General features: G+C 62.1%; 14 protein-coding genes. 9 read left to right on the forward strand and 5 right to left on the reverse strand.

Annotated elements, in window-relative coordinates; all coding sequences use genetic code 11:
* Together B9A97_RS05750 and B9A97_RS05755 are read left to right on the forward strand one after the other, a co-directional pair.
* Positions 1–1308, forward strand: coding sequence for an ATP-binding protein (locus B9A97_RS05750; RefSeq protein WP_084364172.1), 1308 nt, complete (start codon positions 1–3; stop codon positions 1306–1308).
* A 20-nt stretch (positions 1309–1328) separates the two neighbouring features.
* Positions 1329–1910 (forward strand): DUF1349 domain-containing protein, encoded by a 582-nt coding sequence (locus tag B9A97_RS05755; protein WP_084364058.1) that lies wholly within the window; start codon positions 1329–1331, stop codon positions 1908–1910.
* Positions 1911–1929: 19 nt separating this feature from the next.
* Here B9A97_RS05755 and B9A97_RS05760 read toward each other — a convergent pair whose 3' ends face one another.
* From B9A97_RS05760 to B9A97_RS05775, 4 genes are all read right to left on the reverse strand, one after another.
* Complete coding sequence (locus B9A97_RS05760; protein WP_084364059.1) at positions 1930–2289, reverse strand: tRNA-binding protein; 360 nt, start codon at positions 2287–2289, stop codon at positions 1930–1932.
* Complete coding sequence (proC, locus tag B9A97_RS05765; RefSeq protein ID WP_084364060.1) at positions 2286–3104, reverse strand: pyrroline-5-carboxylate reductase; 819 nt, start codon at positions 3102–3104, stop codon at positions 2286–2288. Before proC ends, B9A97_RS05760 begins: the two co-directional genes overlap by 4 nt.
* Positions 3105–3107: 3 nt before the next feature.
* Positions 3108–3608 carry a type III secretion system chaperone family protein gene (locus B9A97_RS05770; protein ID WP_084364061.1) on the reverse strand — a complete coding sequence of 167 codons (501 nt, stop codon included), beginning with the start codon at positions 3606–3608 and terminating at the stop codon, positions 3108–3110.
* A 555-nt stretch (positions 3609–4163) separates the two neighbouring features.
* Positions 4164–4424, reverse strand: coding sequence for an accessory factor UbiK family protein (locus B9A97_RS05775; protein WP_084364062.1), 261 nt, complete (start codon positions 4422–4424; stop codon positions 4164–4166).
* Between the two features lie 204 nt (positions 4425–4628).
* Here B9A97_RS05775 and lgt point away from each other — a divergent pair, with 204 nt between their 5' ends.
* From lgt to B9A97_RS05810, 7 genes are all read left to right on the forward strand, one after another.
* The gene (lgt, locus tag B9A97_RS05780) at positions 4629–5471 is read left to right on the forward strand and encodes a prolipoprotein diacylglyceryl transferase (protein WP_084364063.1); all 843 of its coding nucleotides are present in this window, start codon (positions 4629–4631) and stop codon (positions 5469–5471) included.
* 22 nt (positions 5472–5493) lie between these two features.
* Positions 5494–6591, forward strand: a complete 1098-nt coding sequence (locus B9A97_RS05785; RefSeq protein ID WP_084364064.1) for a class I SAM-dependent methyltransferase — start codon at positions 5494–5496, stop codon at positions 6589–6591.
* Positions 6592–6735: 144 nt separating this feature from the next.
* On the forward strand, positions 6736–7524 hold the full coding sequence (gene pgeF / locus B9A97_RS05790) for a peptidoglycan editing factor PgeF (RefSeq protein WP_084364065.1): 789 nt from the start codon (positions 6736–6738) through the stop codon (positions 7522–7524).
* Positions 7525–7601: 77 nt separating this feature from the next.
* Positions 7602–8753, forward strand: coding sequence for a M24 family metallopeptidase (locus B9A97_RS05795; RefSeq protein WP_084364173.1), 1152 nt, complete (start codon positions 7602–7604; stop codon positions 8751–8753).
* A 108-nt stretch (positions 8754–8861) separates the two neighbouring features.
* Positions 8862–9680 carry a hypothetical protein gene (locus tag B9A97_RS05800; RefSeq protein WP_084364066.1) on the forward strand — a complete coding sequence of 273 codons (819 nt, stop codon included), beginning with the start codon at positions 8862–8864 and terminating at the stop codon, positions 9678–9680.
* 115 nt (positions 9681–9795) lie between these two features.
* Positions 9796–10728 (forward strand): ribose-phosphate pyrophosphokinase, encoded by a 933-nt coding sequence (locus B9A97_RS05805; protein WP_084364067.1) that lies wholly within the window; start codon positions 9796–9798, stop codon positions 10726–10728.
* A gap of 137 nt (positions 10729–10865) precedes the next feature.
* Positions 10866–13142, forward strand: coding sequence for a methyl-accepting chemotaxis protein (locus tag B9A97_RS05810; RefSeq protein ID WP_084364068.1), 2277 nt, complete (start codon positions 10866–10868; stop codon positions 13140–13142).
* A gap of 59 nt (positions 13143–13201) precedes the next feature.
* On the opposite strand, the gene B9A97_RS05815 is transcribed toward B9A97_RS05810, so the two are convergent.
* Positions 13202–13588, reverse strand: coding sequence for a DUF779 domain-containing protein (locus B9A97_RS05815; RefSeq protein WP_084364069.1), 387 nt, complete (start codon positions 13586–13588; stop codon positions 13202–13204).
* Positions 13589–13718: the final 130 nt, after the last annotated feature.

Raw genomic sequence — 13718 nt, forward strand, 5'->3', positions numbered from 1 at the left:
ATGCGCCGGCGCTTGCCGACGGGCCTGTTTGCCCGCTCCCTGCTCATCATCATCCTGCCGATGCTGATCCTGCAGACGGTCGTCACCTTCGTCTTCATGGAGCGTCACTGGCAGATGGTGACGGAGCGACTGTCCGCGGCCGTCACCCGCGATATCGCCGCGCTGATCGAGATCATCGAGACCTATCCCAACGATCCCGACTACGCCAATGTCGTGCGCATCGCCCGTGAAAAGCTCGACATGACAATCTCGGTCGAGCCGGGCGGCCAGTTGCCGGCTCCAAGGCCGAAACCGTTCTTCTCGATCCTCGACCAGACGCTGAGCGACCAGATCAACCAGCAGATCCACAGGCCCTACTGGATCGATACGGTCGGTGATTCCCAACTGGTCGAGATCCGCATCCAGCTTCCCGACAAGGTGTTGCGCATCTTTGCCCAGCGCAACCAGGCCTATGCCTCCAACAGCCATATCTTCCTGGTGTGGATGGCGAGCACGTCGCTTGTCTTGATCATCATCTCAACCCTGTTCCTGCGCGGCCAGATCCGCCCGATCCTGCTGCTGGCCAAGGCAGCAGAAAGCTTCGGCAAGGGACAGAAGCCGCCGGAGAATTTCAGCCCCCGGGGCGCCGATGAAGTTCGCCGCGCCGGCCTCGCCTTCATCCAGATGCGCGAACGCATCGAACGGCAGATCGAGCAGCGCACGGCCATGCTGACCGGCGTCAGCCACGACCTGCGCACCATCCTGACCCGCTTCAAGCTGCAACTGGCGCTGGCTGGCGACAGTCCCGATCTCGAATACCTGAACAAGGATGTCGACGACATGCAGACCATGCTTGAAGGCTATATGGCCTTTGCGCGGGGCGAAGCGGAAGAGGATGTCGGCAAGGTCAAGCTCAGCACCATCCTGGAAAACCTCAGGAACGAGTTCGTGTTGCACGGCAAGGACTACAGCTACACGATTTCAGGCGACGACAATCTGGCGGTGCGGCCCAATGCATTCACCAGGCTGGTCGGCAATCTCGCCTCCAATGCCCGCCGCTATGCCCAGACCCTGCGCATCGAAGCCGTGCATGATGCGAAATGGCTGACCCTGCATTTCGACGATGACGGTCCGGGCATCGCCCGCGAAAGCCGGGAAGACGTGTTCAAGCCCTTCTACCGGCTGGACGAGGCGCGAAACCTCGATGCCTCGGGCACAGGCCTTGGCCTCGCCATCGCCCGCGACATCGCCCGCACCCATGGCGGCAATGTCACCCTCTCCGACGGCCCTCTGGGTGGGCTGAGAGCGACGGTACGCATTCCCGCCTGAACGATCAAAAGGAGCGCCCCATGTCCATCTGGCACAGCATGACCTGGCTCAACCCGCCGCCTCACCACGAGATCGATGGCACGGCGCTACGGGTGCGCACCGGCGACCACACCGATTTCTGGCAGACCACCTATTACGGCTTCCAGCACGACAATGGCCATTTCCTGCATGTGGAGCGCGAGGGCGAGTTCACGCTGAAGACCAAGTTTACCGGCCGCTACGAAACGCTTTACGACCAGGCCGGCCTGATGATCCGCCATGACGCTGGTAACTGGATGAAATGCGGAATCGAATTCACCGACGGCGCCTGCCACTTCAGCACGGTCGTGACGGTGGAGGGCCGCTCGGATTGGTCCGCCTTTGCCTTGCCGAGCCTGGAGGGCCCGCTGGCAGCCCGCGCAACGCGCATTGGCGACGCGCTCTTCATCCAGTATAGCCTGGATGACGGCAAAAGCTGGAAGATGGCCCGCCTTGCCTATTTCCCGGATCGCTTCAAAAGGCTTTCAGTCGGTGTCACCACCTGCTCACCCCAGCGCAAGGGCTTTGAGGTGGAGTTTCACCGCGTCAGCCTGTCGGATCCCTTGAGCCGGGACATTCACTGATAACGCGGCAGTTTGGCCGTCACATCATGTTCTCGCCGTTCGGCACAGCGCGCTCGACGGCAGCCAGCACGATGTCGCCATTCTCATCCGCGAAACCGAGTGTCAGCACCTCGGAACGAAACGGGCCGATCTGGCGCGGCGGAAAATTGACAACACCAAGCACCTGCCGTCCGAGCAATGTCTCCGGCGTGTAGCGCTTGGTGATCTGGGCCGAGGACTTGCGGATGCCGATGGCAGGGCCGAAATCGATCTTCAGCTTGAAGGCCGGCTTGCGAGCCTCGGGAAACGCCTCGACCTCGACGATGGTGCCGACCCTGATATCCACCTTCTCGAAATCGGCATAGGTGATCGCCTCGCGGGCCTCGCCTGTTCCGCTCATTGCGCCAGCTCCTCGGCGCGCTTGCGCGCGGCCTCGATTGCCGCATCGAACAGCGGTTGCATGCCCTTTTCATCCATCAGCACAGCCAATGCGGCCGCGGTCGTGCCGCCGGGAGAGGTCACGTTCTGCCGCAGGCGATCAGGAGTGTCCGGGGACTGGTGAAGCAGTTCACCAGCCCCCGCGACAGTTTCTCGTGCGAGACGCAAGGCTAGGTCCGCCTGCAGGCCGGCTTTACGGCCTGCCTCAGCCATGCACTCGACGAGATAAAACACATAGGCCGGTCCGCTACCGGAGACGGCGGTCACGGCGTTGATTTCGGCCTCCGAGCCGACCCATTCCACGGGGCCAGAGACCGCCAGCAACTGATGCACGAGATCGCGCTGGGCGGCGGAAACCTTGTCGTTGGCGAAAGCGCCGGTCACGCCGCGGCCGATCATGGCAGGCGTATTGGGCATGGCGCGAACCATGGCCGCCGGACCGAGATGACTTTCCATGGAGGCGAGCGTCTTACCGGCCGCGACGGACACGACAACCGTATCCGGCCCGACAACCGCCTTGAAGGCGGGAAGGACTGCATCCATGACCTGCGGCTTGACCGCGATGAACAGGATATCGGCGCGACCCGCAGCGCCTGCCTCGGCGGTCCACGTTGCACCAGCCTCGGCCAACTTCGCCTTCATGGCATCGGAGGGATTGGGGTCGACCACCGTGACACTGTCACCGGGAATTCCACTCTTGAGCCAGCCCGTCAGCATGGCCCCACCCATATTACCCGCACCGACGAGAACGATACGGCCGATCGGCATGCCAGTCATGCTTCAGGCCTCGCCGACAGTTTCGAACAGAACGGCGTCCATGGCGCTCTTGGCATCCATGCCCGACCAGACGACCAGTTGGAAGGCCTGGAAATAGGCCTCACAGGCTTCAATGGCGCTGGAGAGCAGCACTTCGACCTGGCGATTGGTCGGCTCCGCACCGCCGGCCAGCAGCAAGGATTGACGGAAGATCACCACATCCTCGACCCGCCAAAGGTCGAAATGGCCCATCAGAACCTGACCATTCACATGAGACAGTAGCCGGATGACTTCGTTGACCCGGCTTTCCGGCACGCGGATATCGAAGGCGCATGCCAGGTGCAGCGCCTCGAACTCTTCCATCCAGGAGAACGAGACATGATAGTCCGCCCAATGTCCCTCGACGGTCATGGCGATTTCGTCTTCGCCCGACCGTTCGAACGTCCAGTCGTTGTTCGATGCGACAAACTCGATCATGTCGACCGGGTTGGACTGACGTTCGAATTCAATTTCCATTAGGCTCATGCGGCATCCTCTAGACCGGAATGAATGCGTGCTCGTGCTGAAACGCCGAAAAACACACACCACTGACCGGAAACATTACAGAAGAAACGAGACTGAACAGCCCGAGGATAAAACGCCCACCCTGCCCGAAGCTTGCCAGTCCCTGTTTCGAATCATCATTTAAAATCAGTGTATAACGGCGGAGTCTCAACACCAGCCCCGAGGCGGAAAATCGCAGAAACCGCTGTGGACAGCCCTTCGCTTCCTGCATGCGGCGACGCAGTTAAACGACTCTTTGAATTGGCTTTTTCAGGCTTTCCCACATGTGGAAAAACAGCCGCGTTTTTGGCCTGAAAAGAGGCCCGAAAATCGGCTTGAGGCCTTATCCGAACGCCTTGAACCTCCCCATGAAGGGGCTTCGAAGCGGAGTTGATTCACGAGGGCGCCGACGCAGCGGACGATTCAGCTTGTCCTTCGCGATTAGCCAGGGGCCAGCCATGCCGGCCAAACGAAAAACGGCGACGCAGAGGCTGCATCGCCGTTCAGCATTATCAAGGATTGACGGATCTGATCCGCTTACTTGCCTTCAGCGGCCAGCCGAGCCTCAAGGGCGTCGATGCGGGCGCGCAAGGCGTCGTTCTCGTCACGGGCCTTCAGCGCCATCTCGCGCACGACCTCGAATTCCTCGCGCTTGACCACATCAAGGCTGTTCAGCCAGCGCTCGGCCTGTGCCTGGAAGGCCGTCTCCACCTCGCGCCGAACGCCTTGCGCCGCGCCGGCGGCATCGGTCATGAGTTTGGCGAATTCGTCCATAATACGATTGGGTCCGGTCGTCATGGATAAAGCTCCTGTAAAAAAGAGGCTTGCGCCTCGCCACGGGCGGCATGTCATTGAGGTAGGGTTTCGCCGCCGCCGATGCAAGTGGATTTAGCGCCGCAGCGTTCCCTAAGCATCCAGCATTAACTGTATATCAGGAATAATACATCTTGACCGTACCGAATTGGAACGCCATTTTCCGCGGACCCTTGAGGAACCGATAGCTTGCAGTCAGCCGCCAACCTTTTCGCCATACTGCCGTTTCCGTCCATAGACCCGGTGGCGCTATCGATCGGGCCACTCTCGATTCACTGGTATGGCATCGCCTATGTTGTCGGCATTATGCTGGGCTGGCTGGTCGCGCGCGACATGGCGTCGCGAGACCGCCTTTGGCATGGCAGCCAATCGCAGATCACCCGCGCCCATCTCGATGACTTTCTCGTCTGGGCAGCGATTGGTATCGTGCTGGGCGGCCGCGTGGGCTATATCCTGTTCTATGACATGGCGGCGATTGCGGCCAACCCGTTGCGCGCCATCGAGATCTGGAACGGCGGCATGTCCTTCCATGGCGGCCTCATTGGCACCACTATCGCCATGATCCTGTTTGCCCGGCGCAACGGCATCCCGGTCTGGAGCCTGTTCGACATCATAGCCAGCGTCGCGCCCGTCGGGCTGTTCTTCGGCCGCATCGCCAATTTCATCAATGGCGAATTATGGGGCCGCATCACGGACGTGCCCTGGGCCGTGGTCTTCCCCACCGGCGGCCCCTTTGCCCGACATCCCAGCCAGATTTACGAAGCCCTGCTTGAGGGCCTGCTGACGCTCCTGGTGCTGCAGATCCTGGCCCGACGCTTCGATGCCTTGAAGGCGCCTGGCCGCATCACCGGTGTCTTCATCATTCTCTACGGGTGCTCGCGTATTGCGGTCGAGTTTTTCCGCGAGCCGGATGCCCATATCGGCTATCTCGTCGGGAACTGGCTGACGATGGGTATGGTTTTGTCGCTACCCATGGTGCTCTTGGGCCTATGGGCCGTTTGGCGGGCAAACCGCGCGGCCGCATTGGCGTGAACTTCAAAAGCGAGGTTGAATTGTGAGTACCGCGCTCGGAAACAAGATCAAGACCCTGATCCGGACCTCCGGTCCGATCAGCGTGACGGATTTTTTCGCTCTCTGCTTGGCCGATCCGGAACACGGCTACTACAAGACCCGCGAGCCTTTCGGCATCGCTGGCGATTTCATCACCGCGCCCGAAATCAGCCAGTTGTTCGGCGAAATGATCGGTGTCTTCATGGTGCATGCCTGGCAAAGCCATGGCGAGCCCGATGGAACTCATCTGGCCGAAATCGGCCCGGGCCGCGGCACCATGATGGCGGACATGCTGCGGGTGATCTCGCGCATTGCGCCCAAGCTCTACCAGAGCTGCACGGTTCACCTGGTGGAAACCAGCGATCGGCTGCGCGCAGTCCAGAACGAGACGCTGATCGAACACCAGGGCAAGGTGCGCTGGCACGGCAGCTTCGGTGAATTGCCGCCCGGCTTCACGCTGTTGGCCGCCAACGAATTGTTCGACGCCATTCCGATCCGCCAGTTCGTCAAGACGCCGACCGGTTTTCGCGAACGCATGATCGGCCTCGACGCCGATGACAACCTCGCCTTCAAGATCGGCATTGCGACCCTCGATCCCGCACTGCTGCCGGAGGGCGGACTCCCCGCCGACGGCACCGTGTTCGAATTCGCCCCGGCTCGCCAGGCGGTGATGCAGGCCATATGCGAGCGGCTGCATCTGTTCGGCGGAACGGCGCTGATCATCGACTATGGCCACATGACCACAGGCTATGGCGACACACTGCAGGCAGTGCGCAACCACGAATATGATGGGCCGCTCGACAATCCCGGTCTGGCGGATCTGACCAGCCATGTCGATTTTGCCCATCTGGCACGAACGGCCGTCGCCGCCGGCGCCCATCTCAACGGCTGCATGTTCCAGGGCGATTTTCTTGCCGGGCTCGGCATCGAGACCCGTGCAACAGCGCTGGGTCGCGACAAGACCGACCATACACGGCGCGCGATCAAGACGGCCGTCGAGCGTCTGGCCGGCGCCGGTGAGGGCCGCATGGGCGAGCTGTTCAAGGTGCTCGCCGTTTCCAGCCCCTCGGTGCGACTGGAACCCTTCCGCGTGACGGATTGACAGCACGCGCCGGCTTGGGCCACCATCATCAATACATTGCGCCGCTGGATTGGAGGCGCCAAGAGAAGCGATGTGCTGGCACGGACCGGCGCGCGCACGGCCCGCAACCTTTCCCTTGTCCCTAATAACCCAGCAGACAAAAGCATGACGCAGGATCACCATCACGTGCAGCCGATCGAATCGCCCCTTCTCTCTTCGCCGGGGCTGAAGCACGGCTTCTTTACTCGCCAGGGCGGCGTCTCCTCCGGCATCTATGCCGGGCTGAATGTCGGTCTCGGTTCCCGCGATGAGCGTGAGGCGGTGATGGAAAACCGGGCGCGTGCCAGCCGCTGGTTCGACATCGATCCCGCGCGCCTCGCCACCGTGCACCAGGTTCATTCACCCGATGTCGTCGTGGTGACGGCGGACAACGTGGCGGAACGCCCCGCGGCCGACGCCATGGTGACAGCGACACCTGGGATCATTCTAGGCGTGCTTGCCGCCGATTGCGGCCCCATTCTCTTTGCCGACCCTGAAGCAGGCGTGGTCGGTGCTGCCCATGCCGGCTGGAAGGGCGCCTTGTACGGCGTGCTGGAAAACACCATTGAGGCCATGATTGCGCTCGGCGCCCGCCGCGAAAACATCCGCGCGACCCTGGGGCCCTCGATCAGCAGCGCCAACTATGAAGTAGGTCCCGAATATGTGGCCCGCTTCATCGATCACGATCCGTCCTATCAATCCTTCTTCACGCCGTCCGCCAAGCCGGGCCATGCCATGTTCGACCTGCCGGCGCTCACCCTGAAACGCCTGTCGGCTGCGGGGGTAACGGCCACAAGCCTTGGCCTGTGCACCTATGCCGACCCTAAGCGCTTTTACTCCTATCGCCGCACCACCCATGCCGTCGAGCCGGACTATGGACGACTTCTCTCCGCCATCGCCATCCGGGAGGCATGACGGCGGCGGCAAACGCCGCCTGCCCTGACCACCCGCGCGACGAACCAGATACCATCCAGCCACGAAAGGCGACCGATATGGCCCTGCACTTCGACAACAGCGAATATGCCGCCCGCATGAACAGGCTGACGGAGCGGATGCGCGAGGAAAAGCTGGATGCCCTGCTGCTCTTTGCTCAGGAAAGCATGTACTGGCTGACCGGCTACGACACCTTCGGCTACTGCTTCTTCCAAACCCTGGTGGTGAAGGCGGACGGCACGATGACGCTGCTGACCCGCTCCGCCGATCTCCGCCAGGCGCGCCACACCTCCATCATCGACAACGTCCTCGTCTGGGTCGACCGGGTCAATGCGGACCCTACCGTCGATCTGCGCAACCTGTTGAACGACATGGACCTGCTCGGCGCTCGCATCGGCGTGGAATATGACACCCATGGCATGACGGGCCGCGTGGCGCGGCTCCTGGACAACCAGTTGATGAGTTTCGGCCAGATCGTCGACGCCTCCTATCTCGTGAGCGGCCTGAGGCTGATCAAGAGCTCCGCGGAAATCGCCTATGTCGAACGGGCTGCTGCCTTGGCCGACGATGCGCTCGATGCCGCCCTCCAGATCATCAGGCCCGGCGCAGACGAAGCGGATATCCTGGCGGCCATGCAGGGCGCCATCTTTGCCGGCGGCGGCGATTATCCGGCCAATGAGTTCATCATCGGCTCGGGCAAGGATGCGCTGCTGTGCCGGTATAAGGCCGGCCGCCGCAAGCTCGATGACAAGGATCAACTTACGCTGGAATGGGCCGGCGCCAGCGCCCACTACCATGCGGCGATGATGCGCACCGTGGTGCTTGGCGATGTCACGAGCCGCCACCGGGAACTCTATACGGCCTGCCTGGAAACCATCAAGGCGATCGAACAGGTTCTACGCCCCGGCCATACCTTCGGCGATGTCTTCGACACCCATGCCAAGATCATGGACGATCGCGGCCTGACCCGGCATCGGCTCAATGCCTGCGGCTATTCGCTCGGCGCGCGGTTCTCCCCGTCATGGATGGAGCACCAGATGTTCCACACCGGCAACCCGCAGGAGATCAAGGCCGACATGTCGCTCTTCGTGCATATGATCATCATGGACAGCGAGCGCGGCGTCGCCATGAGCCTTGGCCACACCTATCTCACAACGGAAGAGGCACCGCGCGCCCTCTCGCGCCATCCCCTCGACCTGATTGCACGATAGGCAATGGGCATCACGATCATGTAAAATGGGGGAATTGACAGGCAAGGGCGCAAGCACCCATAAATCGTGTGGAGGACTGCGCCTTGCACGCAGACAACGAGGACGGGCATGGGTTTTGTCAAACTTGCGGCGCTGATCCTCGCCATCGCGGCGGGTCTCGCCTCCTGTAACACCACCGACACGCTGACACCGCCCGCCGATGTCGGCGATGGCTCCGCCATGACGACGTCGGGCGGCGCCGGAACGGCTTACGACCAGGCCCAGTCGGAACCGAACCAGCCCTTTCCCGCCGCACCGGCTTCAAACACGATGCAATCCGGCGCGATGCCGGCGCAGAATTCGCTGGATGCCCAGGCCCAATCGCTCGCCGCCGGCAATGGCCCGATGCAACCGCCACCGCCGGTTTACGGCAATGGCCAGCAGCCAACGCTGCAGCAGACGGCGGCCCGGCAGAACGCCCTGCAACAACCGTCTCCCATCCAGCAACAGCAGCCGGCTCCGCAACAGCAGCAACCGGCCCCGCAGCAACAGCAACAACAGGCGGCCGTCGCGCCGGCGGGTGGCCCGACCATCCGCTTCCTTCCCATCATCGGAGCGCCGGTGCAGGCGGTCACGCCCTTGTCGCGGCAGCTCGGCGCCGATGCCCGCGCCAATGGGCTCACCATCAAGGGTTCCGGCGATCCCGCCAGCGACCATATCCTGAAGGGCTACTTCTCCGCCTTCAGCGATGCCGGCAAGGTCAACGTCGTCTATGTCTGGGACGTGCTCGACGCCAATGGCGGACGGCTGCACCGCATCCAGGGACAGGAAACATTCGCCTCTGCCGCCGGCGATCCCTGGGCGGCGGTCCCGCCCCAGTTGATGCAGCAGATCGCCACCAAGACGATTGCCGAATACATGTCCTGGCGCCGTGGCGCTCCGGGTTGACGCAAACAAGTCACAGGCTTTTAACGAAATCCAACGGCCGGACAGCCTAACCCCTTGCATTCGAGGTCAAGGGCGGTAAAAGGCCCCCATTCAGCATGCTAACGGGCGGGCCACTATGAAGGTATTCGCAGGTAATTCGAACCGGCACCTCGCCGAGGCCATCTGCAATTATCTCAATGTACCACTAGGAAAAGCCAGCGTCAGGCGCTTCGCCGACCAGGAAATCTTCGTGGAAGTGCAGGAAAATGTCCGCGGTGAAGACATTTTCGTGGTCCAGTCGACCTCGTTTCCGGTCAATGACCACCTGATGGAACTCCTGATCATGATCGATGCGTTCCGCCGTTCCTCGGCGCGCCGCATCACCGCGGTGCTGCCCTATTTCGGCTATGCCCGCCAGGACCGCAAGTCAGGCCCGCGCACGCCGATCTCCGCCAAGCTGGTGGCCAACCTGATCACCGAGGCCGGTGCTGACCGCGTTCTGACGCTCGACCTTCATGCCGGCCAGATCCAGGGCTTCTTCGATATCCCGACCGACAACCTCTATGCGGTTCCGATCCTGGCCCGTGACGTGAAGGAACACTACGACACCAAGAACGTCATGGTGGTTTCGCCTGACGTCGGCGGCGTGGTGCGGGCCCGGTCGCTTGCCAAGCGACTGGACTGCCTGCTGGCGATCGTCGACAAGCGTCGCGACCGTCCCGGTGAATCCGAGGTCATGAACGTCATCGGTGACGTGACCGGCAAGGACTGTATCCTAATCGACGACATCGTCGATTCCGGCGGCACGCTTTGCAATGCTGCTGAGGCTCTGCTGAAGCACGGCGCCACGAGCGTCACCGCCTATATCACTCATGGTGTTCTCTCTGGCGGCGCTGTCGCCCGCGTCACCTCCTCCAAGCTGCGCGAATTGGTGATCACCGATTCCATCCAGCCCACGACCGCGGTGCAATCGGCCCATAACATCCGCGTCCTGACCACCGCCAACCTGTTGGGCGAAGCGATCAACCGGACCAGCGCCGAGGAATCGGTTTCCAGCCTGTTCGACTGACAAGGCCATGCCCGTTATGCCATCACCATGGATGGCGGTGCCAGCGCGCTTGGGGTCGATAGTGAGAATGCTGACTTAAGACCTTTGCAACAAATTTAATCGAAACTTCCCCTGGAGTGCATTTTGGGGGATGTTTTATGTCTATTAAGGGTACAAAGTCCGGACCATTTTCGTCCGTCAAGGCCAAGTTTGCGACGCTGGTGCTCGGCGCAACGCTGGTCTCCTGCCTTTCCGTCGGCGCCATCAGCTATCAGATCGGCAAGTCGGGCCTGATCGAAGCCAGCGAACTCCGGCTCGATTCCGTGGCTGGCAACCAGGCCAAGGCCATCAAGGCCTATACCCAGCGGGTGGACCAATCGCTGGCAGAGCTTGCCCAGAACACCGCAATCGGCGAAGCGTCGGAAACGGTGACGAACCTGATCGGCATCGAAGCGGCTGACGTCATCAAGGCTTTCCAGGATCCCTCAAAGACGCCCGAGCAGCGCGCCGCCTTCGATGGCGCCGGCTTGAAGCTGCTCTATGGCGTGCGCCACGCCGGCATTCACGGCACCATTTCCAGTGCCTGGAAGAATTCGAATGTCAGCGATATCTTCGTCACCGACACCAATGGCATGATCATCTACAGCGTCACGAAGGGTCCGGAATTCCTGACCAAGGTCACCGATCCGCAGAACGCCGCGATGAAGACGGTCTATGATGCTGTCCAGGCCGGCGCCGACGACCAGATTCATCGGTCAGGTTTCGTCGACTTCAAGTCCGAGGACGGCACGGTCTCCGCCTTCGTCGCCAAGCCGCTCGCCATCTCCGTCTGGGGCCAGGTCGTGCGCAAGGGCACGATCATCATGCGCATCTCCGCTACCAAGATGGATGGTGTTCTGGCTCCTGAAGGGCTCGGCAAGACGATCGACGATGCCTATCTCCTGTCCAGCACCGGCTCCCTGCGCAGCGGCACTGTCTCGACCGGCGCCGGCGCCAGCATTCCAGGCCGCCTGACAGACGCCGCCAAGACCCAGCAGACCGGCACCCTGTTCTCCGATACCAGCGGCAAGGGCACGTTCTACTCCTATCTGCCGGTTGACGTCTTCGGCCAGCCGCATCTGCTGGTGATCGGCCAGGGCGAAAAGGAAGTACTGGCGGCCGCCAACGAATTGGCCTGGTACGCATTCCTGGCGACCGTCGCCGTGCTGGCCTGCATGGGCGGCGTCGGCGTGCTGGTTTCGTCCAGCCTCACCCGTCCGCTCACCGATCTCGCCAAGCTGATGAACCGGCTGAACGACGGCGACAAGAATATCGACATCAAGGCCACCACCCGGTCCGACGAAATCGGCACCATGGCACGGGCGCTGGAATCCTTCCGCCAGAATGCGCTCGAAAAGGAACGCATGGAAGCCGACGCCGTCACCCGTGGGCAGCAGATCGACGAGGAGCGCCGGCAGCGCGAAACCGAGAAGGCCCGCAGCGCCCAGGAACTGGAGGATGCCGTCTCGGCTCTCGCCACTGGCCTGCAGAACCTCTCGGCCGGTAAGCTGAACCTGCGCATCGAGCGTCCCTTCGTTCCCTCGCTCGATCACCTCCGGCTTGACTTCAATGACTCGGTCGACAAGCTGGAAGCGACGATCCGCAGCATCAGCGAAAGCGCAGACACGATCCGCGCCGGCTCGGGCGATCTCAAGTCGGCTTCGGAAAACCTCGCCCACCGCACCGAGCGCCAGGCAGCCTCGCTGGAGGAAGCAGCCGCGGCGCTGGGCGAAATGACCGGTTCGGTCAATGACGCGCTCAAGCGTTGCGAGACCGCCGTCGATGTTGCCGCCACGGCTCTGAATGGTGCCAAGACCTCGTCCACCGTCGTCAACGAAGCCATCGTTGCCATGGAACGGATCGAAAGCTCCTCGGCCAAGATCCGCCAGATCATCGACGTCATCGACCAGATCGCGTTCCAGACCAACCTGCTGGCGCTCAACGCCGGGGTTGAAGCCGCCCGCGCCGGTGAAGCCGGCAAGGGCTTCGCGGTCGTCGCCCAGGAAGTCCGCGAACTCGCGCAGAAATCCTCAGGTGCTGCCCGCGACATCAACAACCTGATCAACACCTCGACGGCCGATGTCGAAGGTGGCGTGGCCCTCGTTCTGAAGACCGGCGAGAGCCTGCATTTGATCGAGGCCAACATCGTGTCGATCAACGAGCATATCGGCGCGATTGCCGCGGCCTCCCGCGAACAGTCAGGCCGGCTGGGCGAGATCAACGCCTCGGTCAACGATCTCGACCACGTCACCCAGCAGAACGCCGCCATGGTCGAGGAAACCACCGCTGCCGCCTTTGCGCTCTCCAGCGAGGCTGATGGCCTGACCCAGCAGGTCAGCCACTTCCAGATCGGCGCAGCCCCCGTGGCCGCCTACCGCCAGAGCCGCGCGGCCTGACGTAACCGGCAAAAATACACAGGGAAACCCCGTGGAGGCCGATGCCTGCCACGGGGTTTTCATTTCGGGATACCCGTCTCGCTCGGCAAGGGACAAACCTCGTCGCCACCAAACAGCCGTGATCGCGTCAGGAACCGCTTCTCCCGACCATTGTCGAGCGAGAACATGCCGCCCCTACCCGGCACCACGTCGATGATCAATTGCGTGTGCTGCCACAGCGCATATTGCGAGGCATGGATATAGAACGGCACCCCGCCGATCTCACCCAACAGCACATCCGTCTCGCCCACCCTGTATTCATCGGCCGGATAACACATCGGCGACGACCCATCGCAGCAGCCACCGGACTGGTGGAAAAGGATGTCGGGATGCTCGAGACGAATTTCGGCAATCAAGGTCAGAGCAGTATCGGTGGCGATGACGCGGGGTTCATCTTGTTTGGTCATGACTGGCTCCAGCAAGTCCCCTTTCCCCGCTTGCGGGAAGAGGGTTAGGGTGAGGGGCAAATCAGAGCAACGGGCGCACCCTCCCCTTGTGCGGGAGGGTCGGCAAGCAGTGCCGGGGTGGGGTGACCCT

This window comes from Rhizobium sp. RU36D (genome assembly GCF_900176345.1).
GTDB lineage: Bacteria > Pseudomonadota > Alphaproteobacteria > Rhizobiales > Rhizobiaceae > Allorhizobium.